Source organism: Sphingomonas sp. DBB INV C78, from assembly GCF_042693015.1.
In the GTDB taxonomy this organism is placed as follows: Bacteria; Pseudomonadota; Alphaproteobacteria; order Sphingomonadales; family Sphingomonadaceae; genus Sphingomonas_E.
This window is the reverse complement of sequence record NZ_CP170544.1, coordinates 4,461,060-4,484,871: the sequence shown is the minus strand read 5'-3', so window position 1 is coordinate 4,484,871 and position 23,812 is coordinate 4,461,060. Positions and strand designations below refer to the sequence as shown.

The 23,812-nt window shown below is 64.5% G+C and carries 25 protein-coding genes; 12 read left to right on the top strand and 13 right to left on the bottom strand.

All coding sequences use genetic code 11. The features are described from left to right. Positions 1-2: 2 nt before the first annotated feature. Positions 3-926: a phosphotransferase gene (locus ACFB49_RS21310; protein WP_380873578.1), complete on the bottom strand. Its 924-nt coding sequence runs from the start codon at positions 924-926 to the stop codon at positions 3-5. A 58-nt stretch (positions 927-984) separates the two neighbouring features. Between ACFB49_RS21310 and ACFB49_RS21305 the strand changes: the two genes are divergently transcribed. Further along, entirely contained in the window at positions 985-1,947 is a 963-nt protein-coding gene (locus tag ACFB49_RS21305) for a class I SAM-dependent methyltransferase (RefSeq protein ID WP_380873576.1), read from the top strand. Here the strand turns inward: ACFB49_RS21305 and ACFB49_RS21300 are convergent. Together ACFB49_RS21300 and ACFB49_RS21295 are read right to left on the bottom strand one after the other, a co-directional pair. Further along, positions 1,916-2,524 (bottom strand): PEPxxWA-CTERM sorting domain-containing protein, encoded by a 609-nt coding sequence (locus ACFB49_RS21300; RefSeq protein WP_380873574.1) that lies wholly within the window; start codon positions 2,522-2,524, stop codon positions 1,916-1,918. The genes ACFB49_RS21305 and ACFB49_RS21300 overlap by 32 nt on opposite strands. Positions 2,525-2,728: 204 nt before the next feature. Next, entirely contained in the window at positions 2,729-3,784 is a 1,056-nt protein-coding gene (locus ACFB49_RS21295) for an acyltransferase family protein (RefSeq protein WP_380880072.1), read from the bottom strand. Here ACFB49_RS21295 and ACFB49_RS21290 point away from each other — a divergent pair. Beyond that, positions 3,677-3,907 (top strand): hypothetical protein, encoded by a 231-nt coding sequence (locus ACFB49_RS21290; RefSeq protein WP_380880147.1) that lies wholly within the window; start codon positions 3,677-3,679, stop codon positions 3,905-3,907. The genes ACFB49_RS21295 and ACFB49_RS21290 overlap by 108 nt on opposite strands. A 16-nt stretch (positions 3,908-3,923) precedes the next feature. Here the strand turns inward: ACFB49_RS21290 and ACFB49_RS21285 are convergent, their stop codons facing one another. Further along, positions 3,924-4,130, bottom strand: coding sequence for a hypothetical protein (locus ACFB49_RS21285; protein WP_380873572.1), 207 nt, complete (start codon positions 4,128-4,130; stop codon positions 3,924-3,926). Between the two features lie 178 nt (positions 4,131-4,308). Between ACFB49_RS21285 and ACFB49_RS21280 the strand changes: the two genes are divergently transcribed. Further along, complete coding sequence (locus ACFB49_RS21280) at positions 4,309-4,599, top strand: hypothetical protein (RefSeq protein ID WP_380873570.1); 291 nt, start codon at positions 4,309-4,311, stop codon at positions 4,597-4,599. Between the two features lie 2 nt (positions 4,600-4,601). Here ACFB49_RS21280 and ACFB49_RS21275 read toward each other — a convergent pair whose 3' ends face one another. After that, positions 4,602-4,814 carry a hypothetical protein gene (locus ACFB49_RS21275; protein WP_380873568.1) on the bottom strand — a complete coding sequence of 71 codons (213 nt, stop codon included), beginning with the start codon at positions 4,812-4,814 and terminating at the stop codon, positions 4,602-4,604. Positions 4,815-5,195: 381 nt separating this feature from the next. Here ACFB49_RS21275 and ACFB49_RS21270 point away from each other — a divergent pair, with 381 nt between their 5' ends. After that, positions 5,196-6,371: an AAA family ATPase gene (locus ACFB49_RS21270; protein WP_380873567.1), complete on the top strand. Its 1,176-nt coding sequence runs from the start codon at positions 5,196-5,198 to the stop codon at positions 6,369-6,371. 18 nt (positions 6,372-6,389) lie between these two features. Here the strand turns inward: ACFB49_RS21270 and ACFB49_RS21265 are convergent, their stop codons facing one another. After that, entirely contained in the window at positions 6,390-6,980 is a 591-nt protein-coding gene (locus ACFB49_RS21265; protein WP_380873565.1) for an exopolysaccharide biosynthesis protein, read from the bottom strand. 183 nt (positions 6,981-7,163) lie between these two features. Between ACFB49_RS21265 and ACFB49_RS21260 the strand changes: the two genes are divergently transcribed. Continuing rightward, the gene (locus tag ACFB49_RS21260; protein ID WP_380873564.1) at positions 7,164-7,304 is read left to right on the top strand and encodes a hypothetical protein; all 141 of its coding nucleotides are present in this window, start codon (positions 7,164-7,166) and stop codon (positions 7,302-7,304) included. A gap of 273 nt (positions 7,305-7,577) precedes the next feature. Here ACFB49_RS21260 and ACFB49_RS21255 read toward each other — a convergent pair whose 3' ends face one another. The 3 genes from ACFB49_RS21255 to ACFB49_RS21245 all read right to left on the bottom strand — a co-directional run bounded on the left by ACFB49_RS21255 (position 7,578) and on the right by ACFB49_RS21245 (position 10,928). Further along, positions 7,578-7,892, bottom strand: a complete 315-nt coding sequence (locus ACFB49_RS21255) for a hypothetical protein (RefSeq protein WP_380873562.1) — start codon at positions 7,890-7,892, stop codon at positions 7,578-7,580. Between the two features lie 78 nt (positions 7,893-7,970). Further along, positions 7,971-10,397: a zinc-dependent metalloprotease gene (locus ACFB49_RS21250; protein ID WP_380873561.1), complete on the bottom strand. Its 2,427-nt coding sequence runs from the start codon at positions 10,395-10,397 to the stop codon at positions 7,971-7,973. 78 nt (positions 10,398-10,475) lie between these two features. Further along, complete coding sequence (locus ACFB49_RS21245) at positions 10,476-10,928, bottom strand: MarR family winged helix-turn-helix transcriptional regulator (protein WP_380873559.1); 453 nt, start codon at positions 10,926-10,928, stop codon at positions 10,476-10,478. A gap of 91 nt (positions 10,929-11,019) precedes the next feature. Between ACFB49_RS21245 and ACFB49_RS21240 the strand changes: the two genes are divergently transcribed. Then, positions 11,020-11,769 (top strand): DUF899 domain-containing protein, encoded by a 750-nt coding sequence (locus ACFB49_RS21240; protein ID WP_380873558.1) that lies wholly within the window; start codon positions 11,020-11,022, stop codon positions 11,767-11,769. Between the two features lie 311 nt (positions 11,770-12,080). Here the strand turns inward: ACFB49_RS21240 and ACFB49_RS21235 are convergent, their stop codons facing one another. Next, positions 12,081-14,846: a TonB-dependent receptor gene (locus tag ACFB49_RS21235; RefSeq protein WP_380873557.1), complete on the bottom strand. Its 2,766-nt coding sequence runs from the start codon at positions 14,844-14,846 to the stop codon at positions 12,081-12,083. Positions 14,847-15,065: 219 nt separating this feature from the next. Here ACFB49_RS21235 and ACFB49_RS21230 point away from each other — a divergent pair, with 219 nt between their 5' ends. After that, on the top strand, positions 15,066-15,455 hold the full coding sequence (locus ACFB49_RS21230; RefSeq protein WP_380873556.1) for a VOC family protein: 390 nt from the start codon (positions 15,066-15,068) through the stop codon (positions 15,453-15,455). A 3-nt stretch (positions 15,456-15,458) separates the two neighbouring features. On the opposite strand, the gene ACFB49_RS21225 is transcribed toward ACFB49_RS21230, so the two are convergent. Both ACFB49_RS21225 and murA read right to left on the bottom strand, forming a co-directional pair. Continuing rightward, positions 15,459-17,660 (bottom strand): putative bifunctional diguanylate cyclase/phosphodiesterase, encoded by a 2,202-nt coding sequence (locus ACFB49_RS21225; protein ID WP_380873555.1) that lies wholly within the window; start codon positions 17,658-17,660, stop codon positions 15,459-15,461. A 68-nt stretch (positions 17,661-17,728) separates the two neighbouring features. Then, positions 17,729-19,012 carry a UDP-N-acetylglucosamine 1-carboxyvinyltransferase gene (gene murA / locus ACFB49_RS21220; RefSeq protein ID WP_380873554.1) on the bottom strand — a complete coding sequence of 428 codons (1,284 nt, stop codon included), beginning with the start codon at positions 19,010-19,012 and terminating at the stop codon, positions 17,729-17,731. A 161-nt stretch (positions 19,013-19,173) separates the two neighbouring features. Between murA and ACFB49_RS21215 the strand changes: the two genes are divergently transcribed. Next, entirely contained in the window at positions 19,174-19,908 is a 735-nt protein-coding gene (locus tag ACFB49_RS21215) for a Crp/Fnr family transcriptional regulator (protein WP_380873552.1), read from the top strand. A 172-nt stretch (positions 19,909-20,080) separates the two neighbouring features. Here ACFB49_RS21215 and ACFB49_RS21210 read toward each other — a convergent pair whose 3' ends face one another. Further along, positions 20,081-20,887 (bottom strand): cold-shock protein, encoded by an 807-nt coding sequence (locus ACFB49_RS21210; protein WP_380873550.1) that lies wholly within the window; start codon positions 20,885-20,887, stop codon positions 20,081-20,083. Positions 20,888-21,141: 254 nt separating this feature from the next. Between ACFB49_RS21210 and ACFB49_RS21205 the strand changes: the two genes are divergently transcribed. Genes ACFB49_RS21205 through ACFB49_RS21190 form a run of 4 tightly spaced genes read left to right on the top strand, consistent with a single transcriptional unit; the run spans position 21,142 to position 23,781 of the window. Further along, positions 21,142-21,942 carry a TerC family protein gene (locus ACFB49_RS21205; RefSeq protein WP_380873549.1) on the top strand — a complete coding sequence of 267 codons (801 nt, stop codon included), beginning with the start codon at positions 21,142-21,144 and terminating at the stop codon, positions 21,940-21,942. A 50-nt stretch (positions 21,943-21,992) separates the two neighbouring features. Beyond that, positions 21,993-22,610: a ribonuclease D gene (locus tag ACFB49_RS21200; RefSeq protein WP_380873548.1), complete on the top strand. Its 618-nt coding sequence runs from the start codon at positions 21,993-21,995 to the stop codon at positions 22,608-22,610. Beyond that, complete coding sequence (lptC, locus tag ACFB49_RS21195; protein WP_380873547.1) at positions 22,610-23,248, top strand: LPS export ABC transporter periplasmic protein LptC; 639 nt, start codon at positions 22,610-22,612, stop codon at positions 23,246-23,248. Before ACFB49_RS21200 ends, lptC begins: the two co-directional genes overlap by 1 nt. A gap of 5 nt (positions 23,249-23,253) precedes the next feature. Further along, on the top strand, positions 23,254-23,781 hold the full coding sequence (locus tag ACFB49_RS21190) for an LptA/OstA family protein (RefSeq protein ID WP_380880070.1): 528 nt from the start codon (positions 23,254-23,256) through the stop codon (positions 23,779-23,781). Positions 23,782-23,812: the final 31 nt, after the last annotated feature.

Here is a 23,812-nt window from a genome sequence, read left to right as displayed (position 1 = left end):
CGTCAGCCGCGGGACATTATAGCCGGCGGCCAACGCAACTCGCCGCCGATCGCCCCGTCGTAGAGCGTCACAAGGTTCTCTGCCAGTTGATGAAAGCGCTTGATGGGAAACTCGCCGAGGTTGTTGGCGAGGTGTCCCAGGCCGCCCATCAGGTAGACGAGCATATCCTCGCTCCTGCATTCGAGCTTCGCATAATGCTTGCCAAGCTCTCGGGCGAGTGCGGCCGGGCCAATGTGGAATGACCCCGCCATCGTGAGCAGGTCGAGAATCGGATAGCCGTCGACCAGCGAACCGCCCCAATCGATCAGATGGAGTGGAGGGCCGCCTCGCTTGCCGCGCAGCACGTTCCCGCGCCACAAATCCCCGTGCATGGGAACGGTGACGGGCCTGAAATAGCCGTTGATGAGATGCCGGTTGGCGGCGATGGCGGCTTGCTGCGTCAGTGACCCCTGCGGCGCGATGTCCCGCATCGTCTCGACGGCGCGCTGATAGCGTTCGATCCCGCAGAACCTAAAGGTTCCGGCAACATTTTCGAGCCATGATGCGACATGACCCCGCATAAGCCGGCGATCGGCCCACGAAAGGCCGGGCGCCTTGAACAGTGGTCGCCGATAGGGCACGACGGCGAAAGACGAGTTAAGGATGTGTCCGGTGTCTGTTGGAGTAAGGATCACGTCACCCAATCGACCGAGCGCCGCTTTCATTGTTGCGGCCTTGTCGAAGTCCTCCCTGATCGCATTCGGGAAGCGCGCGGGCGAGACGAGCAACACGCTTCGCTGTCCCGACGCTCGTAAATGGAAGGCCAGCGACGAATCGGCGACGTCGACGTCTTTGCCGATACGCTTCAATTTGGCGTGGCCGAAGCTGGCAATGCTGGCGAATTCGAGCGTCGAGCGCTCGGCGTTTATTATAGATGCCCCTTCCATTTGCCGAGCGTGACACGAATATGACGTTTCGGCAACAAACCTGTGACAAGTGAGGCGTATGACCGACTTCCCAACCTTTCAGCCGGCGTTCGGAATCGAGCGCGACGGGGACATCTTCGTTGATCCGGCTTTGTCCTCCTTTGAATCTGCCGACGAGTTGGCGGCGCTCGAGCGCCTGCTTTCGATCGCGCGTGAAAAGGATTGGAGGACCGCAGTCAGCGAAGTCCATGGCCGCACGCTGCTCAGCTATGTCGACAATCCCGAACGGCTGATCTTCCTCCCTCTGCTCGACCTCAAGCCGCATCACCGCATCCTCGAAATCGGGCCGGGCCTCGGTCAAATCTCGCTGCCGATCGCGCGCCAGGTGGCAACCATGGATGCGCTGGAAGTCGTGCGGGGGCAGGCCCGGTTCTGTGCGGAGCGCGCGAAACAGGAAGGGATCGATAACGTCCGCTTCACCGCCGGCGGCAACCGATGCTTGCTGCCCTATGAGGACGACAGCTTTGATGGTGTCGTATTCAACCTCGTGCTGGAATGGTGCGGCGCGCGACAGGACGGCCTAACCCACGAGGAAGCGCATATGCGCCTGCTCAAGGAGATCGATCGGGTTCGGAAGCCCGGCGGCTTCGTCTATCTCGTCACGAAGAACCGTTTCGGCCTGCGCTGCCTGACCGGCGGCCGCGACGAGCATATGGGCAATATGCGGTTCGGGAGCGCATTGCCGCGCTGGCTCGGCAGCAGAATGTTCGGCTCAGATCGGCAGCCCGGCTATCTCCACAGCCACAACGCGCTGGCAGGCATGCTACAGCGGGCCGGGTTCAACGATCTGCAGAGCTATTGGGCGGCACCGGAAATGCGCTGGCCCACGAAGATGATCCCGCTAGACGGCGACGTGTCAGGCGAGAAGGCGCGGGGCGGTTTCGATCTCGGGGAGAGCCGCAGGACGGCTGCGATCATGCGCATGCTGCCCGGCAAGATGGTCAAGCACTTCACGCCGGGGCATGTTTTTCTGGCGCGGTAGAGGTCCGACGCAGTGCCGCGCCGATTAGGCCGAAGCCCGCGATCATCATCGCCCAGCTCGCGGGCTCGGGCACGAACATTCCCAACACCGGGCCCTGCAAAGACGCAGACCCATTATGATGACCATAATGCCAACTGAAACCGCCGCTTAGCAGTTTGCTTGAGGCGATGAGATCCGGATTGCCCTCGATCACCTGATCGAAAATCAGGTCGATGCCCATTCCTTGATAGAAACCCCATAGCTCAGGTGCTGAGAAGCTGAGTTTATTGCCTGAATAGGTCGGAGCGAGGCAGCCATCCCCCAGCCAGCTTGGGCTTTCGATGGCGGCGCAAGCATAAGCAGGACCAAACGGCGCTGAGGGGCCTTCAAGGAAAAACCGACTGTTCCAACTTTCAGCCCGAAGTGTCATCTGGCTCGGACCAAGGTGGGAAATTTCGGGCACCTGCTGGTCAGGCGGCTGATAAGCGTCATTCCATGTATATGTGAGGTCCGCCACGAGCGTGATCTTGACTGTCGCCTGCGCCGCACCGGTCCACATCGCGACGACAAATGCCATCGCCCCCAAAGCCATCCGCATGATCCAATCCCCTTTCGGAGCCGTTACAAATCACACGATTCCGAGTCGCGGCAACTGAGTGAATCGGCGTGTGTCAGGATGGGGCGGTCAAGCCAGAGTGCCGAATGCAGTCAGCGCGGTGGCGATGGCCCAATATCAGCGCAATAAAGCGCGGCCCCAGATGATCAGATATCGATGTTGTGGCGCTCACACTCAGCAACATCATTAAGCTTCAGCGGTAGCCGATCGAGCGGTGCCGGTTGGAAAATACCGGGCCGGGAGCCGCTTCTTCTGGCGAAGTGCGTGCTTCTCGATCAGATGCCAGGACGCCGCCGCGAACGCGATTGTCAAAGCTCCCGCCACTACCACCAACGACCAGGGTTGACCTTCAAACCACGGGAAAACGGCGACGAGCGCCTGCGCAATCGGGAAGCCATAGAGGTAAACGCCATAGCTATAGTCGCCGCTGCTGAGCAGCCGACTTTTCGGGAAAGCGATCATGCCGACGAAGATGGTCGCATAGGTCACGAACAGCGGCGCTATGTAGATCAGGCTGTCGATGCTGAGCGTCGCATAGGTGACGACGACCGAAATAGCGAAGATCCATGGCCGGGCGGGGATGCGGTCGCGCCAGTGATAGAACAGCATGCCGACGAAGAAATAATAGACGATGACATGTGTCGGGAACGGCCCGCCCGTCACGGAATTGCCCAGCTGGAAGTGCATCGCCGCGAGCACCACCGTCATGAGCCCGACGGCAATGGTGAACAGCGTCCGGTTGTAAAGGATGCGGGTCGCGAGGGCCGCCCCGGCGATCAGATAGCAGTAGAATTCGCCGGGCAAGGTCCACAGGTTCGCGTTGACGATGTGCGGCACCGGGTTCGCCTCAAAGACGCCAGGCAAGACGAACGTGACGAAGCCCGCTGCATTGCCGAGGTAATGGCGAAGCGCCGGATCGGCGAAGTATTGCGACAGCGGCAGCGTCGTCAGAAGCGGCCCGAGCAGGAACGCGGACAACGCCACCTCGACGGCAAGCGCCGGGAAGATGCGCAGCGATCGGTGGGCCAGAAAGGTCGACGTCGATTTGAGCCGGAACGCGCTGCCTGACACAAGGAAGCCGGACAGGGCGAAGAAAGCCGGCACCATCGCCAGTTTGATGCCCTTGGTTGCGCCATGCCAGCCATGGGGAGCGGTCGTCGCGGGATCGGAGATGATGGCAGTCGCCGGCGTTACGTCACCGACATTGGCGAACGCGGCTACAAGGCTATCGCCGCCGGCAATCCAGCGGGTGTGGCCGACGAAAATGGCGACGGCCAGCAGGACGCGAAGAATGTCGAAACCGGGACCGATACCGCGATTTCTTGCGAGTATCTGGCCGAATGTCTCGCCACTCTGGAACCCTAAAAGCCGTGTCAGCATGTCAATTCTCGGCTAGATTGGTTGCCCCAGAGGAGGCGTTGCCCGGCGGAGCCGCACGCGGCATCTTCCAATCAGGGTCGCCGGCGGACATCATCTCGCCGAATGCCTCTCGATCGCTGGCGGAATCGGAAGTTGCGGCGATGTAGATGCCGGCAACAGAAACCCCGACGGCGAGCAATGCCGCCGCGCCCAGAACGTGCTGTTTCATCAATCCCCCTGCGAATCCGCGGCACGATAGGCGAAAGCTCTATCGCAGCAAAGGGTTCAGATCCGGTTAGAACCCTCTCGATGGCGGTGTGTCAGGATGGGGCGCCCGACGGGGCAAAATAGCGCCCGGCCGATTCGCGCCCTTGCCCTGATCGTTCGCATTCTGTTCTCGTGGAGCGATGCGGACGCTCAAGGACATCGACGATTCGGGATGCGAACTGCGGCTCTGGTGCTACGCCTGCCAGCGCTCCGCAGAGATCGACAGCATCATATGGATGGACTTCGTCGATAAGGGCTGGTCGATCGAGGTCGACGAGGCCCGCAAGCGCTTCACCTGCAAGCGGTGCAAGTCGTCCAAGGATGTGCTCCTGGTGGCCGCCTCGCCGAACGCGCGGCGCCAGGCAACATCAAAGAGCATGGTCGAGGCGATCTTCTTCCACCATCGGAGCAAGAAGAAGCGCGGTCGGTGACGTCAGTGCAGCGCGGCCGGCCGGCTGTCGAACTCGAGCAGCGCGGCGCCCACCTGATACCACCGGATGGCCTCCGCGTCGTCGCCGGCGGTCCTGGCGCTCTCGATCGCCTGCCAGATGGCATCGTTGACGTGGTCGCCATGCACGTCGATTAGCGCGAACAGCGTGTGCCACGCTTCAGCCGTCGCCTCGACGGCGATTTCCCCTGTCGTCATCCCCGCTCCCCCTTCGATGGGGGATAGAGAGCGGGGCAAATCCAACAAGTCCAGCCTGCCGCGATACCCACGCATAGTCGTCCGGTGTCGCTCCGGTGTAAGTTGGCAATGTTCCCTAGGTTTTCCGCGTTTGTTCACGCTGTTTCACGCGTCAGCTACGCGCGAAACCGGCTAAATATCTACAAGCGCTTGCCTTCGGGAGGCAGGGGCCGGAGGTTCGAATCCTCTCTCCCCGACCACTAACTTCACCCAGAGAAAGCTATTTTGAGCAGGGCGCCCACGCCTTGGTTCCAGCCCGTAACGGCCGTGGCGACGCGCACACGCCGATTATAGCAAGTTTACCGAGTTTACAGAAAATCGATAAACTTGCATAACATCGCTATGGATCCCCGTCGCAACCCTTTCGCCCCCGGCGCCGGGACACCGCCGCCCGAGCTGGCAGGTCGCGGTGCGCTGCTGGAACGCAATGCCATCGCGCTCGATCGCATTCGCATGGGGCGCGCGGCGCGGCCCTCGATTCTTTATGGTTTGCGCGGCGTCGGCAAGACGGTGCTGCTTTCGTCGATGCGCGACGCAGCCGAAGCCGAAGGTATGACCATCGTCGCGATCGAGGCGCCGGAGAACCGGTCGCTGCCCGGCATCCTTGTCCCCGCGCTGCGCGCCGCGCTGTTGCGGCTCGACCGGATGAAGCAGGCGTCCGCCGGCGTGAAGCGCGCACTGCGGGCGCTGGCCGGCTTCGCCAAGCTCAAGGTCAAATATGATGATCTCGAAGTCGCGATCGATTTCGAACCGGAACCCGGCCTGGCCGACAGCGGTGACCTTGAAGCCGATCTGGCGGACCTGATCGTCGCCATGGGCGAGGCCGCGAAGGAACGGTTGAGCGCGGTCGTACTGGTGATCGACGAACTGCAATATGTGCCCGAAGAGCAGCTCGCCGCGCTGATCAGCGCGCTCCATCGCGCCAGCCAGAAGCAGTTGCCGATCACCATGCTGGGCGCCGGGCTGCCGCAGTTGCTGGGCCAGATGGGCCGCGCCAAATCCTATGCGGAGCGCCTGTTCGAATTCGTGGCAGTCGGGCCGCTCGATGATAGTGCCGCCCGCGACGCGATCCGCCTGCCGATCACGCGCGAGGAGGAGGCGATCGAGGAGAAGGCGCTTGCCGCGATCATCGCGCAGACTGAAGGCTATCCCTATTTCCTGCAGGAATGGGGCAAGCATAGCTGGGATGTGGCCGAAGCCTCGCCGATCACCGCCGGAGATGTCGCGCTCGCTACGGTGAGCGCACTGGCAGAGCTGGACGCCAGCTTTTTCCGTGTGCGCTTCGATCGGCTGACGCCGGCGGAGAAGCGCTATCTGCGCGCCATGGCGAGCCTGGGACCGGGGCCGCACCGATCGGGCGACGTGGCCGAGGCGCTGGGGGTCAAGGTTTCGAGCGTGGCACCGACCCGCAACAGCCTGATCGCGAAGGGCATGCTCTATAGCCCTGCCCATGGCGACACCGCCTTCACTGTGCCCCTGTTCGATGCCTTCATGCGGCGGGTGATGCCCGAAGGGTGAAGCCCACGGCCGTGATACTTATTCGATCAACTGGCTCACCCACTCTCCCACCTCGAACACCCCATAACCGAACCCCACCGCAAGCGCGGCGCTGGCGATCGTCGTGGCGATGCCGCCCAGCACGGGCACGCCATCGCGGCTGAGCAGGCCGAGCGCGAACAGCGAGATCGCGGCGCCCGGCAAGACATTGTTGAGCGGCAGGGGCAGCACCAATATGATCGCGAGCGCGAGGCAGATCAGCCCGATCAGCCGGCGCCCGATGGTGCCCGTCAGCACGTCCAGCCGGCGTTTCAGCACAATTTCCACCTTACGCGTGACCGCGCTGACCTTCGTCGCGACGAGAGCGAACTTCTCTGTCGAGACCTCGCGGCGGAGTATCCAGTCGGGCAGCCAGGGTCGGCGCACACCGAAGATCAGTTGCGCGGAAAGGATCATCAGCGGGACGCCGAGCACGATATCCACAAAGGGCGGGGTCGGGAACATGTTCGGCGCGGCGAGCAGGAAAAGCAAACCTGCGAAGCATTTGGGGCCGAGGGTGGAGGTCAGATCGCCGATCGAGATCGTCTCGCCCGCACAGCCGGAAGAGAGCACATCCAGCGTGTCGGTCAACAGGGTGTCCGACCCTGGCGAGACTTCGCAGCTATTTGGCTGGATGGCGGCGGGTTGGGAGGCGATCGACACGATCGATCAAGCGTGCCGGCCTTCCGAATGTTCCGCCCTGCTCGCGCGATTCTTGCCCGGCGGAGCATCGGCAAGCCACACGCGTTTTCAGTCCGACAAAGGAGACGCCCGATGACCGATGTCGATCCGCAAGCCGAACAGGATGAAGAAGGGATCTGCCCGCAGTGCCGCGGCACCGGCAAGGTCGCAGGCGAACCCTGCCCGCGTTGCGACGGCACCGGCAAATTGGTGGAAGGGATCGGCGGCGGATAAGCTTGCGGCCGGCCGGAAGAACCTTCGCCCCCCACTGGATCAGACAAGGTCCCAAAACGCGAAGGGCCGCCTCGACGGGCGGCCCTTCCATTGTCCTGCCTTGACGCGGCAGCTCAGGCGAGCCGGACCCCCGCGGCGGAGGTCTTGCCCAAGCGAGCCGCCATGTGCGGCATATGACAATGAGACATCAGACCACCTCCTTTCCGTTGTTGAACGATAGGAGGGATGTAGGCGGCCCGCGGTGATTTTCAATCGGGCGGGCCAGAATCGATACTACCGGTCCACGTCGGCGGTCACGCGGTGGAAGAAGGGGTGTTCGGGCGATGATCCGCGCCGGATGTCGTTGAACAGGCCGGCGCCGAGCGTCGGCAGGATCGCTTCGACCAGCGTCACATGCTCCAGATTGCGGACGTCGATATGGACGCGCAATTCGCCTTCGTAGGAGAAGCTGACGATCGCTTCGGACGGGCAGGCATCGACCAGCAGCGCCGAGATCTTCTGCAACTCGTCTGAAACTATTTTGGCCCTGGGCTTGGAAGGAATGCGCGATATGCGCCCCGCACTGGCATTCTTCTCGGCTTCAGCCACGCAATACTCCCATGAACGCGATTCGACGGCGCCACACTAACAAAGGTCGGCGTGGCTCCAAGCAGGAATTGACGAAGCTCAGGGCAGCGCCATCCAGTCGCTCTCGCCGCCGATCGGCATGCCCGGGGGCACCCGCGCCTCGCGCTTGCGCGACGCGACGAGCTGGTCGAGCGCTTCGCGATCCTGGAGGAGCCTTGCGATGCTGCGGCTCCAGGCGGCGTCGGCGGTAGTGCCGGAGGCTTTGGCGAACTGCTTCGCCAGCCCGGCCAGGCGATCGTCGACGAGCGCGGCGACGCCCGGATCGGTGCGGGCGTCGCGGGCGACGTCGGCGAGCGAGACGATCGTGCGCCAGGCGATGCGGCGGCCGAGCTCGCTATCGCGCGTCGCGATCGTGGCGGCGGTGAGGCGGTCGAGCAGCTCGGCGACGCCGAAGCCGTCCTGCCGGGCGACGCGGGTCAGCCGTTCGGGTGCGAGCAGCGTATCGAGCGTCACCGTCGCCGCGACGTCGGCGGCAACCAGCGGATCGAACACCGGGCCGCCGGCATTGGCGAACACCTCGATATCGAACTGGCGGTCGTCATTGCCCTCCTTGCCGGCCGACAACAAAGGCACGAGCGCGGGCGGCACGGTGAGCGCCTGCGGTGACAGCGTCGCCAGCAGCGCATCGAGCGCCTTGCGCTGGGCGTCGGCGGGAACGGCGCGCGCGGTCTCATGCCCGTCGCCCGCGACCGCATAAGCGAAATCCATGCCGCCGATCAGCTTGGCGGCGGCCTCCACCTGATAGCGGTGGAGCAGCCACACCGGCACGAACTTGCGGCGGAGATTGCTGACCGGCTCGTTCGCGTGGAGCGCACCAAGGCCGAAGCGATCGACCGCGGCGCGGCGAACGTCGATCATGCGGTGGAGCTCCGCCACGGGATCGGCACCATCGTCCCAGAGACTCCCCCAGGGCTGGGCGGTGTTGGCGGCGCGGGCATCATTGTCGCTGGTGAAGCGCAGGCCCGCCGCCTGCATCGCCGCCGCCTTGGCGCGGGCGGCTGCATCGGCATTCTCGCCGGGAGCCGGCTCGCCATAGAGCCAGTCGACCGCGAAGGCGTCCCATTTGCCGATGCCGACGCCATAAGCGTCCGACAGGTCCGGCGCGCCGTCCTTCAGGCCGATGCGGGGCGCGGGATAATCCATCACCGAGGCACGATCCTGCGTGCTGGCCGCGAAATTATGGACGAGGCCGAGCGCGTGGCCGACCTCGTGCGCGGCGAGTTGGCGCAGACGCGCGAGCGCGGCCTGCGCCGGATCATTGGGGCCACCCTGCCCCACCTGGCCCGCGCCGACCAATCCTTCGAAAATCAGCATATCCTGCCGCACCCGAAGCGAGCCCAGCAGCACCGATCCCTTGACGATCTCGCCGGTGCGCGGATCGGCGATCACCTGGCCATAGGACCAGCCGCGCGTCGCCCGGTTGACCCAGTTGACGACATTGTAGCGGACGTCGAGCGGATCGGCGCCTTCGGGCAATATCTCGGCGCGGAAGGCATCTTCATAGCCGGCGGCCTCGAACGCCTTCGCCCACCAGGCGACGCCATCGGCGAGCGCGGTGCGGATCGGCTCAGGTGCGGAGCGGTCGATATAGAAAATGATCGGTTTCTTGACGCGCGAGCGCTGGGCGGCGGGATCGACCTTTTCCAGCCGGAAACGGTTGGCGAGATCATAGACGATCGGCTGGCCGAGCGGCACAGCGAAGTCGAGCGCCTGGCTGGCGAAACCGCCGGCGCGCGGATCGAAGCGGCGGGGGCGATAGCCGACATCGGGTAGGCGGATCAGCGAGTGGCGGACGACCAGGCTGATCTGGCGCGGATCGGGAGCGATGTTCGCGACCTCGTCGCCCGGCGTGTCGGACGCATAGGTCTGCCGCGCTTCGAGCTCGATATTGTCGGGGAAGACCTTCACGGTGGCGGGATCGGCTGCGCTCAAGGCGTCGACCAGCTTGAAGCCGGAGGCACCACCGCGCTTCAGCGCATCGGCGATGCCGATCACGTCGCGGGTGAGGAAGCCCGATACGTCGAGCAGGACGCGGCCGTTCGCCTCCGTGCCGGCGATCTCGCCGATCCAGACGGTCGAGTAAGCGAAGCTGTCACGCGCGGCGGCCTGCTCCGCAGCGGGCGCGTCGGTGGCGCGGAAGCGGGGATTCTCGAACTCGATCGCCACCTTCTTGCCGAGCCGGCGGAAGCGCAGGATCTGCGTCGGCCCGTTCATCGCGCGATCGAGCCCAATGGGCGCCGAGCCGAGACCGGTGCGCAGCGCGGTTGCATAGAGGAAGCGCCCCATCGTCCCGTCCGCACCGGCAGGCGGCAGCGAGAGCAGGATGCGGCCCGCATCGCGATCGACATGGACCGGCAGCAGGCCATCCGACAGCGTGGTTCCCTGCAGGACGGGCGATGCCGCGGCATAAGCGGCTGGCGCAGCGCAGGTGAGGAGAAGATAGGCGATCAGGATGCTGCGGTTCATGAGGCCTCATCGGCAGGGGAGATGAGGCTTGGCTATCGGGCGCAGACGAGGACGGCAAGCCCTTAGGCCGCAAGCAAATCACGCGATGATGAGGAGCTTTTCGCGTAAGCCGTCGGCGTCGCCGACCTGATCCTCGATCGCGCCATGGGTGCTTTCCCAGATCGGCACCGCGGACGCCAGGACGGCGCGGCCTTCAACGGTGAGGGTGAGGAGGCGGCTGCGGCGGTCGGCGGGGTCGGTCGTGACATTGACGAGGCCGCGGCGTTCGAGCGGTTTCAGCGCCGCTGTAAGCGTGGTGCGGTCCATGGCGAGGAAGTCTGCGACCGACTTGATCGACGGCGGGATCGGCCGGTTCAGGGACATCATCAGCGAAAATTGGCCGCTGGTGAGGCCGACGGGGCGCAGCGCATCGTCGAAGCGACGGGCGAGCGCGCGGGCGGCGCGCTGGACGTGGAGGCAGAGGCACGCATCGCGGACCATCAGCGTGGTCGCAAAGGGCACGTCCGGGCGCTGGCCAAGCGGCTTTGACATGAATGATATATGTTGATATCAACGTAAATTGTCAAGCGGGACTCGTTAAAGGACGCGCGGTTGAGGGGCCGTGCCGATCAGGAGAGTATCGATGCAGACGAACCGTGTCGTGTCGCGTGAGGAGTGGCTGGACGAGCGCAAGGCGCTGCTGGAGCGCGAGAAGGAATATACCAAAGAGCGCGACCGGCTGACCGCGGCGCGCATGGCCCTGCCCTGGGTGCGGATCGACAAGGATTATCAGTTCGACACGCCCACTGGCCGCAAATCACTGGCCGACCTGTTCGACGGCCGCAGCCAGCTGATCGTCTATCATTTCATGCTGCCGCCCGAATGGGAGGCCGGATGCCCCGGCTGCTCCTTCATCGGCGATCATCTGGGCGGGACGCTGCCGCACCTCAACCACCATGACGTCACTTTGATCGCCGTTTCGCGCGGGCCGCTGGACCTGATCGAGCGCTACAAACAGCGGATGGGCTGGAATTTCCCCTGGGCGTCATCGGCCGGATGCGACTTCAACTATGATTTCGACGTGTCCTTCCGCGCCGAGGATATCGCGGCCGGCACCGCCACCCACAATTACCGGCCGGCGCGCGACACCGGCGAAGCGCCGGGCCTCAGCGCCTTCTACAAGGACGAGCAAGGCCAGATATTCCACACTTACTCGACCTATGACCGCGGGCTCGAGGAACTGCTCGGCACCTATATGATCCTCGATCGCGCGCCCAAGGGCCGCAACGAGGAAAGTGGCATGGACTGGATGAAGCGGCACGACGAATATGAGGACGTGGCCACCGCCCATGCCTGCTGCGGCGCGGACGCCAAGGCCAGCGTCGCGGCCTGACCGGCGATGCTGTGCTGCGCGATCGCGGCGATCGGCCTGGCCGGTGCGTGGATGGCGCACCGGCTACGGCTGATCGGCGGGCTCGCTTTGCTTACGGCAACGGCGGTCGCCGGCGGCAGCATATTGCTGGATCTTCGAGACCATGACGGGGCCACGATGAGCGCGTCGCAGGCATCGTCCACGGTGTCGCTCTGCTCCGGCACCCGCCCGCGACCGGACCCGCCCTACCCCAAACTCGGAGCTGAGCGGACAAAAGAAAAGGCCCGCTGCCGTGGTGGCAGCGGGCCTTTGCCTTGTCCGATGAAGTCAGATCAGAACTTCGTCCGCACCGTCACGCCATAGGTGCGCGGTTCGGCCAGGAAGGCGTTGAACAGTTGGGTGGTCGGCGTGCCGAAGGCCGCGGTCTGCGCAGTGGTGCCGCTGCCCTGGCCCGGCGCGTCGAACGCGACCTGCTTGTAATTCTTGTTGAAGATGTTCTGGCCCCAGAACTCGATGCCCCATTTGCCTTCGTCGCCGATCAGGCCGACGCGGGCATTGACCACCATCACCCCGCTCTGCCGCTTTTCGAGATCGAGGTCGGAGCCGGTGTTGAGCTCGCTCTGATAGCGATAATCGGCATAGAGGAGGGCCTGGACGCCGTTCCAGCCCAGATCCGGCGTCCAGGTCGCCGAACCGGTGAGCGTGTAGAGCGCCGAGTTGGAGATGCGCGAACCGGGTAGCTGGAAGAAGGCCGCGCTGAGCGGACGACCATCCACACCCACCAGATTCTTGCGATATTTGGTGTCGGAATAAGTGAAGCCCTGGATGACGCGCAGGTTGGGCGTCAGCGTTGCATAGGCCTCGACCTCGACGCCCTTGCTGACGACGCCGCCCTTCACCTTGCCGGTGCAGGCGCCGTTGGTGCTGTCGCTGTCGGTCGGCGCAGTGCCAAGATCGTCGCTGCAGCCGTTCACATTCTCAACGACGAAGTTGATGCCGTTGAAGGTGTTGAGCTGGAAATTGTCGAACACCGAATAGAAGGCGGAGACGTTCAGATCGAAGCCCCTGCCGTTGAACTTGGCGCCGATTTCGGTCGAATGCACGCCTTCCGGCTCGAATTCCAACTGGCTGAGATCGGTCGGCCCGCCATTGCCGACACCGATCGCACCGGTGCCGTTGATCAGCGTCCGACCATCTAGCACGACGCGGCCATTACGGTTCAGACTGTTGCGATCGAGGTTGAAGCCGCCCGCCTTGTAGCCCTTGGAATAGCTTGCATAGAGCAGCAGTTCCTCGATCGGCTTGTAGCTGAGGACGGCGGTGTAGGTGAACTCGTCCTCGCTCCGCTTCTCATTATCCTCGACGAAGGCGCCGCCGGCGATGCCGGGGACGAGGCAGGCAAGCTGTTGGAGCGCGGCGAGCGGCGAGGCGCTGATCGCGCGGCAGAGCGTGTTGTTGTCCGACAGGCTGGCGTCGAGCGACTTCTTCTCGTTGGTGTAGCGGCCGCCGAGCGTGACGCTCAGTTGGTCGGTGATGTCGAACACATTGTGCGTGAAGACGGCGAAGTTGCGGCTCGTCTGCTTGTAATGATCGTCGACGCCGACGCCGTTGAAGCTGAAGCCCGGCATGCCGAGCGCCGCCGCCACCGCATTATAGCCGCCGACCGGAACGCCCGGCGCATTGCCGCTCAACAGCGCGATGACCTGGCGGGTCGCCGCCGGCAGCGCCGGATTGCTGGCGATCGCGCCGCCGACCGCGCGGTTGAAGCAGTTGGTGCCCGGGATCGACAGCAGCGACGGCACGCCGAGCTGCGAGCCGAGATTGGCGGCGAGCAGACAGTTGGCGAAATTCTGATAGTCCGCGCCCGTCTTCAGATTGTCGTTATAGGTCAGCTTTTCATTGGCGTAATAGCCGCCGACCAGCCAGTCGAGCTTGCCGTCGAACGCCTCGCCCTGCACGCGCAATTCCTGCGTGAAGGTCTGGAAACGCTGGTTCGCGCTGCCATCATCGTCGCGATAGAGGATGTCGAGATTGTTGAAGTCGGCATCCTGGCCGCGCTTCCACTTCCAGTCGCGATAGGACGTGATCGAGGTGAGCTGCGCACCGCCGAAATCATAATTGATCTCGCCCGACAGGCCCCAATCCTTCACGTCGCCGCGATAGGAGCGCCCCGGCGTGATCGAAACATCGCGCTCATAGGTGTCCTCGTTGATCACCGCACCCAGCGCGCGCTGGATTCCGGCGATCGACGAGGGGCCGAAGACCAGCGTGCCATCGGGGGCGCGCGTCACGTTCTGCGTGGGCAGATAGGGCGCGCCGCAGCATTCCTCGTTACGATCCGAATAGTCGCCGATGACGCGGATGGAGAGTTCGTCGGTGGGTTCGTAGAGCAACTGGCCGCGGGCCAGCCAGCGATCGCGATTGTTGAGATCGCGGCCCGAGATGACATCCTTCAGGAAGCCGTCGCGCTTCGTGTAGATGCCGTCCAGGCGGAAGGCGAGCGATTCGGTGATCGGCCCGGTCAGGCCGAGCGCGCCGCGGATATAATCATAATTGCCGTAGGTGAATTCGGCCGTGCCCTCATGCTCGAACTTGGGCTTGGCGGTGATGACGTGGATCAGGCCGGCCGATGCGTTGCGGCCGAACAATGTGCCCTGCGGCCCGCGCAGCACCTCGATCCGGTCGATCGCGCCCAGTTCCGTGAGGCCGACGCCCGAACGGTTGCGATAGACGCCGTCGATGAAGGTCGCGACCGAGCTTTCAAGGCCGGGATTGTCACCGACCGTGCCGACGCCGCGGATACGGGCGACACCCGCGCCGGCTTCCGACGAGGTGGAGGAAACGAGCAGTGAGGGCGAAACCTGGTTGAGCTGGCGAATATCGGTCGCGCCCGAATTCTGCAGCGTATCGGCGGTCACCGCCGAAACCGACAAGGGTACGTCCGACAGCGCCTCGCTGCGGCGCGTGGCCGTGACGATGATGTCGCCCTGATCAGGGGCAGCCGCGTCGGCGACTTCGGCAGCAGCCGTGTCCTGCGCGACAACGGGGGTGGAAAGGGCGAACAGCCCGGATGACAGCAGCCAGAGCGCCTTTTTCATCAGTCTCTCCCACTTTTTAGTTTTTCGAATTTTTTCTGATTTCCGTTTACGTAAACGGTCAGGGAAAGCGATTCCAGTGGAAACGGCGCTTTTAACCTCGAAAACCGCCGTACTTGCGACGTTTCTGCAACAACTGCTTCGTGATACATGGATGGAAAACCGCCCCCTTTTCCGATTGACGTTACGGAATACGAATATAGCGCGAGGAGGTTTCCAAAAATGGGCGTGCTCGGAATTGGTGGCATTTTTTTCCGCGCGCGGGAGCCGGAGGCGCTGCTGACCTGGTATCAGACGCATCTCGGCGTCGGCCATGGCTGCGTGGCGGAGGGGGCCGGCGAGCCGAACGAATGGGTGTGGCAGACGATGGGTGGACCGGTGGTATTCCAGCCCTTCAAGGCCGACAGCGATTATTTTCCCGCGGACAAGCAGTGGATGATCAATCTGCGCGTATCCGACATGGATGGCCTGCTGGAGACATTGCGCGCCGAAGGCGTGGCGGTCATCACCAAGGCCGAATGGGATGCCACCCCGGAGATCGGCCGCTTCGCGCGAATCCACGATCCCGAAGGCAATGCGATCGAATTGTGGGAGCCGCCGACGGGCGCCTGAACGCTATTCGGCGAGGACGCCGAGCAGCTTGAGACCGAACTGCCGGTCGATCGTCGGGCGCGGCGCGGGCAGCGACAGCAGATAGCCCTGAAGCGATCCGCAGCCCACCGCGGTCAGCCATTCCGCCTGAGCTTCGGTTTCCACGCCCTCGGCCGTGACCGCGATGCCGCGCGCCGCGGCCAGGCCGACGATCGCGCGGATGATCGCGCTGCCGCCCTCGCGCCGGTCGATACCGGCGACGAAGGACCGATCGACCTTGATGCGATCGACCGCGAAGTCGCGCAGATGGTTGAAGGAGGAATAGCCGGTGCCGAAATCATCGAGCGCGATACGCACGCCCTGCGCGCGCAGCAAGGCGATATTGCGTTCGCAGGCGGCGGCATTCTCGACGAAGCTGGTCTCGGTGATCTCCAGCTCGATCCGGCGCGGGTCCATGCCGCTCGCCGCGATCGTGGCGAGCACCCGCTTGGCGAGATCGGGGTTGCGCAACTGCACGGCCGAGACATTGATGCAGAGCGTATCGAGCGACCAGTTGCGCGCGGCGCTGCAGGCTTCGCGCAGCACCCAATCGCCGATCAACTCGATCATGCCGCTGTCTTCGGCGATCGGGATGAAGGTGGCGGGCGACATCAGCCCATAGACCGGATGTCGCCAGCGGATCAGCGCCTCGACCCCCGTGGCCGCCCGCGTGCGGGCATCGTGGACGGGCTGATAGTAAAGGTCGAACTGGTCGCCCGCCGCAATTGCGACGCGCAGATCATTCTCGATCTCGCGCCGGCGCTGGAGCGTCGCGTCCATCGCATTGGTGAACAGCACATGGCGGCCGCGGCCGAGCGCCTTCGCCTCATAGAGCGCGATATCCGCCTTGCGGCTCAGCTCGATGCGGTCGACCGCATGGGCAGGGGCGATCGCTACGCCGATGCTGACCCCGACATTGACGCGGGTGCCATCGAGATCGAAAGGCTCGCCGATCGTCTCCACCAGCCGCAGACACAGCATCTCGGCCAAAGCCTCGGAGACACCGCCGGACAGGATGATGGCGAATTCATCGCCGCCCAGCCGCACCACCGTGTCGCTTTCGCGCGTCGCCGCCTTGAGCCGCCCGGCCACCTGGCGGATGAGTTGGTCGCCTGCGGCATGGCCCAGCGTGTCGTTGACCGCCTTGAAACGGTCGAGATCGAGATAGAAGAGCGCGACCGCCGGGCCGCCGCGCCGCACCGCCGCCAGCGCATGATCGAGGCGATCCTGGAACAAGGCACGGTTGGCGAGGCCGGTCAGCGTGTCGTGGAAGGCGAGATGCTGGGCATGGGCCTCGCTCGCGCGCAGCGCCACCAGCGTGCGGCGGATGCGCACCAGCAGCAGCGCGACGATGATGCCGATGAAGGCCAGCGCGGCGGTCAGCCCGGGCGTCAGCCGCGCCATCACCCGCGTGCCGGGCGAGAAAGGCTCCCACAGCACATAGCCGATCGTCTCGCCCCGCCGGGTGCGCAGCGGCGCGTTGGACAGGCCATCGGCGCCATCCAGCGTCCAGGCGAAGCGCGCGCCGCTGAAACCATATTGTCCGGCCAGTTCGCGCAGGAAACCGCCGTCGAGATGACGGACGCTGATATGGAGAAATTCGCGGCCTGCCACCTGCGGATAGCGGCCGGTTTCGGTGACGATGGGCTTCACGCTGATGATTGATGGACGCCCATCGACGATGGTGATGTCGCTGGCTCCCGCCGGCGGCGCGATCGGGCCGGAAGCGGATCGGAGGCCACGGCGCGCGCCGGCGCGGACCTTTGCGATCAGCGGCAGCGCGCGGGCCCGCAAGGCCTCGAAATCGGCGAGGGCGGCGCGCTTGCCTTCGCGCATCACATAGATGGGTTCATTGTCCGGGTTGAGGACGATAACGTCGTCATGGCCGTAATAGCGGTTGAACCAGACGCCGAGATTATTGTCGAACCAGACGAGATCGGGATGCGGCCTGCGCACGGCCACCACGGCATCGTCCCACACGGTCGACGCCTCCTGATCCTTGCTGATCCCGGTGATGTTCTGATCGAGGACGGCGGTGAATATCTGCCGCTGCCGCGCCTCGGCAATCTGGTCGATCTCGTGGGTGGACCAGCTGAGTGGCACCACCACGATACCCGCGATCAGAGTGACCGCGGCCGCTACCGGCAGCAGGAACTGGCGAAGGAAACCGCTCGTCAGCTTGGGCACAGGACGTAAACTCGTGGAACGCAAACCGCCCTGTTAACGGCAAATGGTTAACGACTCGCTAACAGGCGTCAGTCGCCACCGGCGCGTTCGATGTCCGCACCCACCTGCGACAATTTCTCCTCAAGCCGCTCATAGCCGCGATCGAGATGATAGACGCGGTGGACCTGGGTTTCGCCCTCGGCCGCAAGCCCGGCGAGCACCAGGCTCATCGAGGCGCGCAGATCGGTCGCCATCACCTCGGCGCCCCGCAGCTTGTCGACCCCGCGCACCACCGCGGTGCGGCCGCGCACCTGCACGTCGGCGCCCATCCGGGCCAGTTCGGGGACGTGCATGTAGCGATTCTCGAAGATCGTCTCGGTCAGCACGCTGGCGCCGTCGGCCAGGGCCAGCATCGCCATGAACTGCGCCTGCATGTCTGTCGGAAATGCCGGGAAGGGTGCGGTCGACAGCGTCAGCGCCTTCAGCCGGCCGTCGGCGGCAACGGTGACGCCGCTGTCCTTCACCGTGACCTGTGCGTCCGCCTCGACCAGCCCGTCGAGGATCGCCTGCATGTCTTCGGCCTTGGCGCCGGCGAGTTCCAGCTCACCGCCAGTGATCGCCGCCGCGCAGGCATAGCTCCCGGCCTCGATGCGGTCGGGCATGACGCGATAATCGGCGCCGTGCAGGCGGTCCTTGCCGTGGATGACAAGCCGCTCGGTGCCGATCCCCTCGATCTCCGCGCCCATGGCGACAAGGCAGTTGCAGAGATCGGTGATCTCCGGCTCGCGCGCGGCATTGTCGATCACTGTCTCGCCTTTGGCGAGGACCGCGGCCATCACCGCATTCTCGGTGGCGCCGACCGATACCACCGGAAAGACGATCTTGCCGCCGCGGATGCCGCCGTCCGGCGCGATTGCACGGACATAGCCGGCCGCCAGCTCGATTTCCGCGCCCAGCGCCTCCAGCGCCTTCAGATGGAGGTCGATCGGCCGGTTGCCGATCGCGCAACCGCCCGGCAGCGACACCGTCGCCTCGCCTGCGCGGGCGAGCAACGGCCCGAGCACCAGAATCGAGGCGCGCATCTTGCGGACGATGTCATAGGGCGCGACGGTCGACGCGATCTCGTGCGCGTCCATCGTCATCACCCGGCCGAACTCGCCGTCCGGGCCGCGCGCGACCTTGGTCGAAACACCCAACTCGTTGAGCAGATGGCCGAAACTGTCCACGTCGGCGAGACGTGGCAGGTTGCGCAGCGTCAGCTTGCCATCGGTCAACAGCGCGCAGGGCATGAGGGTGAGCGCGGCATTCTTCGCGCCCGAAATGGGCAAGCGGCCGGCGAGGCGCTGGCCGCCCCGAATGATGATGCGATCCATGGCCCGCTTCTATCGTTTCCGGCCCACCGTGCAAGCCACGCGGCCATTGTTCGTTTCGCATGGAGAAAGTGGCCGACATTGATCGTTGTTAGGGCGGAACCGATTTCCTTTCGCCTAGACACCAAGGTCCGACGGGGGGAAATCCAGATAATGGAAAGATTGTGACCGGAAGCTGTTTTGCCGAGCGGCTCGAGCATTATCTGCCGCTTACCGAGAAAGAAAGGACCGCATTAGCGCGACTTGAGGATAGCGAGCGATCCTTCCGCCGGGGCACTGTGATCCGGCGTGAGAATGATCGTGCGCATGAGATCTTCGTGCTGCGGTCCGGCTGGATGTACAGCTATGCGCTGCTGGATGATGGCAGTCGGCAGATCTTACGCCTTCATTTTCCCGGAGATTTGGTCGGAACGTCGGGCGGCGCCTTCATCGACGCCAGCGATTCGCTGGCGGCCCTGACCGATGTGAAGCTGTGTCCTTTCGAAAAGGGCGCGCTGCGCGTGCTGTTCGAGGAACATCCGCGGCTGGCGGCCCTGCTTTTCGTCATCACCCAGGCGGAGCGTGTCTCGCTGACCGACCGGCTCGCCTCATTGGGCCGCACCTCGGCGCGGTCGCGGGTGGCCGCCTTGCTGCTCGATACGATCGATCGGCTCCGGGTGATGAAACGGGATATCGGCCAGAGCTTCCATCTGCCGTTGACGCAGGAGGAGATCGGCGACGCGACCGGCCTGACCTCCGTCCATGTCAACCGCATGATGCGCGTGCTGGTGGAGGACGGGCTGATCAGTCGCAACAATTCGACGATCACGATCAACGATGAACGCCGGCTGGCGCAGGTGGCGAATTATATCAATCGCTATGCCGAACTCGACACGAGTTGGCTGCCGGCGCCGCGGTAGGGCGAACGCCCGACGCCACAAGATCGGCACCCCAGCGCGGCTGAGGTCCATGACTATGAAGGCAAAAACGCTTCTCCGCTGGCATGGCGGAAATGCCTAGATCCACCGCCCCAAAGAAAAAGCCCGGCCCGCACATGCGGACCGGGCTTTTTTTCAGTCGGCGAACGCGATCTTACTGGATCGGGTTCAGGTTCACCGCCGCATATTTGCCGCGACGATCGACCTCGAGCTCGAACTCCAGCCGATCACCCTCATTGAGGTTGGTCATGCCGGCCCGTTCGACGGCCGAAATGTGAACGAAAGCGTCCGGCTGGCCGTCATCGCGCTGGATGAAGCCGAAGCCCTTCATCGCGTTGAAGAACTTCACCGTGCCGCTGGCGCGCTCACCGGTGAGCTGGCGCTGCGGGCCACCACGACCGCCATCTTCACGGTCGCGCGGCGGGCCGCGATCGGTGACCGGAAGCGGCTCGCCTTCGATCTTCAATTCGGTCGCAGAGATGCGGCCGCCGCGATCGACGAGCGTGAAGCCCAGCGGCTGGCCTTCGGCAAGGCCGGTCAGGCCGGCCTGCTCGACAGCCGAGATGTGGACGAAAACGTCCTCACCGCCATCGTCGCGAACGACGAAGCCGAAGCCCTTCTGGCCGTTGAAGAACTTAACGACGCCAGTGCCTTCGCCGATGACCTGGGCCGGCATCCCGCCGCGGCCACCGCCGCCGCCGAAGCCACCACCGCCGCCGCCGCCGCCGAAGCCGCCGCCACCGCCGCGATAACCGCCGCCGCCGCCGCCGCCGCCGAAGCGATCGCCGCCGCCACCATAGCCGCCGCCACCGCCGCCGAAGCGATCGCCGCCGCCGCCATAGCCGCCGCCACCGCCGAAGCGATCACCGCCGCCGCTATAGCCGCCGAAGCTCTCGTCGCCGAAACCGTCGCGCTTGTCCCTGCCGCCGCGCTGCCCGCGCCGTCCTCTATCGAAACTCATGCTTGCCCAAGTCTTTCCCGTCGCCCCACAATCTCGCAAGTTCTCTAAGCCGGGCGCGGCCACGAGACTTCCGGCGCCAAAACCAGCACGCCAGCGACTCTCAATAGCGTAAAAAGATGAGGCGGGCGAGCGCTTTCGACTCGTCTCCGGATGGGACGGTCACAGCACACGCCAGTCCGTAGCTGAATCCACGATTTACAGTTTGTTGCACAGTTGCGCTTGTGAGCATCGCGAAGCACCTCCACATCTCGCGCATGACCGAAATATTTGCGCTGTTCGCCGATCCGGCCGTCTGGGCTGCCCTGGTTACGCTGATGGTGATGGAGGTCGTGCTCGGCATCGACAATCTCATCTTCATTTCCATTCTGTCGAACAAGTTGCCGGCCCACCAACAGCAGAAGGCGCGCCGCCTGGGCATCAGCCTGGCCTTGATCATGCGCCTGGCGCTCTTGTCGATGATCGCCTGGATCGTCGGCCTGACGGCACCGGTGTTCGACCTCGGCATCCAGGGCGCGCCTGGCGCACATGGCGAGCCGACGTTCGAGACGCAATTTTCCTGGCGCGACCTGATTCTGATCGCCGGCGGCCTGTTTCTGGTGTGGAAGGCGACCAAGGAAATCCACCATTCGGTCGACCAGACACCAACCGACGATCTTCTCGACAAGGACAAATCCACGGTCGTGGCAATCAGCTTCGGCGCGGCGATCTTCCAGATCCTGCTGCTCGACATGGTCTTTTCGATCGATTCGATTCTGACCGCGGTCGGCATGACCGATCATCTGCCGGTGATGATCATCGCCGTCGTCACCGCGGTGATCGTGATGCTGATCGCCGCCGATCCGCTTGCCAATTTCATCGCTCGCAATCCGACGGTCGTCATGCTCGCGCTCGGCTTCCTGCTGATGATCGGCGCGGTGCTGATCGCCGACGGTTTCGGCGTCCATGTGCCCAAGGGCTATATTTACGCCGCCATGGCCTTTTCGGCCGGTGTCGAGATGCTCAACATCTGGCAGCGGCAGGCGCAACGCAAACGCGCGGGCAAAACAACGCCGTGAATGGTCAATCGGCCATTGAGCGTTAAGCCCAGCGCGCTTATGCGGGTCGGATGACCGTATATTTTCATGAAGAAGATTTGCCGGCGGGCGTGCTCGCCCCCGGCCCCGTCGCGATCGATACCGAGACGATGGGCCTCATCACCCAGCGTGACCGGCTGTGCGTCGTCCAGATTTCCGACGGCCAGGGCGACGAGCATCTCATCCGCTTCGGCCCCGGCAGCGATTATGCCGCGCCCAATTTGAAGGCGGTCTTGGCCGATCCTTCGCGCCTCAAGCTCTATCATTTCGCGCGCTTCGATCTCGCGGCGATGAAATATTGGCTCGGCGTGATGGCGGAGCCGGTCTATTGCACCAAGACGGCCTCGCGCCTGATCCGCACCTACACCGACCGGCATGGCCTGAAGGAGCTGGTGCGCGAGATTCTGGGCCAGGAAGTCTCCAAGCAGCAACAGTCGTCCGACTGGGGTGCGCCTGAACTGACCGACGCCCAGCGCGATTATGCCGCGTCGGACGTGCGCTACTTGCATCAGCTCCGCGAGAAGCTGGACGTCCGCCTCGCCCGCGAAGGGCGCGCAACTCTCGCCCAGGCCTGCTTCGACTTTCTGCCGCACCGCGCCGAGCTCGATCTGGCGGGCTGGCCGGAGATCGACATCTTCGCGCATATCTGATGTCCAAGGCAGCGGATCTCGCACGGAACACACGCCAGGTCTGGGCCGCCCCGGGGGCGAGCCATGATCGCGTGATCGGGTTGCTGCGGATTCTGCTGCCATCGGCGATCGGCGGGCTGATTGCGGTGCTCGCCGTGACGCCCATCACCATGGGACGGGACATTTCCTTCGTGCTCGCCAAGGATCGGGTCGAGGTGGCGAAGGAGCGGATGCGCGTTGCCGAGGCCGTCTATCGCGGCGAGGATTCGAAGGGCCAGCCCTTCCGCATCCGTGCCGGATCGGCCGTGCAGACCACATCGCGCGATCCGATCGTGCGGCTGGCGGACCTGTCGGCCGAAATCAAGCTTCCGGAAGGCCCGGCCACGATCGGCGCCAAGACCGGGCGCTACGACATGAACAGCGAGAAGGTCTATGTCGACGGGCCGGTCCGCTTCCAGACGCAGGACGGATACCAGCTCGACACCCGCGACGTCGCCGTCGACCTGAAGACGCGACAGGTGGCGAGCGGCGGCGCGGTGGACGGCAAGATGCCGCTTGGGCGTTTCAGCGCGGACCGCATGACCGCCGACCTGCCGACCCGCGTCGTGGTGCTCGATGGCCGAGCGCGCTTGCATATCGTGCAGGGCGGCGGCAGATGAGCGGAATGACGCGCGGACCGGCCCTCCTCCTCTCCACCCTCCTCATCCTCTCGGCCGGCCCGGCCCTGAGCCAGGGGAGCGTCTCAGCGCTCAAGGGGCATAACAGCAATGCCCCCGTCGATGTGGAGGCCGATCGCATCGAGGTGCAGGACCGCGCCGACCGCGCGATCTTCTCCGGCAATGTCCAGGTCCGCCAGGCGGATATGACGATGAATGCCGCCAGGCTGACCGTCGCTTATTCGGGCGGTGCCAGCGGCACGCAGATCCAGCGGCTCGATGCGTCGGGCGGCGTCACGGTGCGCAGCCCGTCCGAAACGGCGCGCGGATCGGTGGCGATCTATGATCTCGATCGCCGGCTGATCACCATGCTCGGCAATGTCACGCTGACCCAGGGCCAGAACACTGTGAATGGCGGGCGGCTGGTGATCGATCTCAACAGCGGCCGTTCGACCATCGACGGCAAGGGCGTCGGCGCCACCGGCCAGGGCGGCCGCGTGACCGGCCGCTTCACGGTCAAGCAATCCGGAAACTGATCCCCCTTCCATTACAGGTCTACTGACGCCG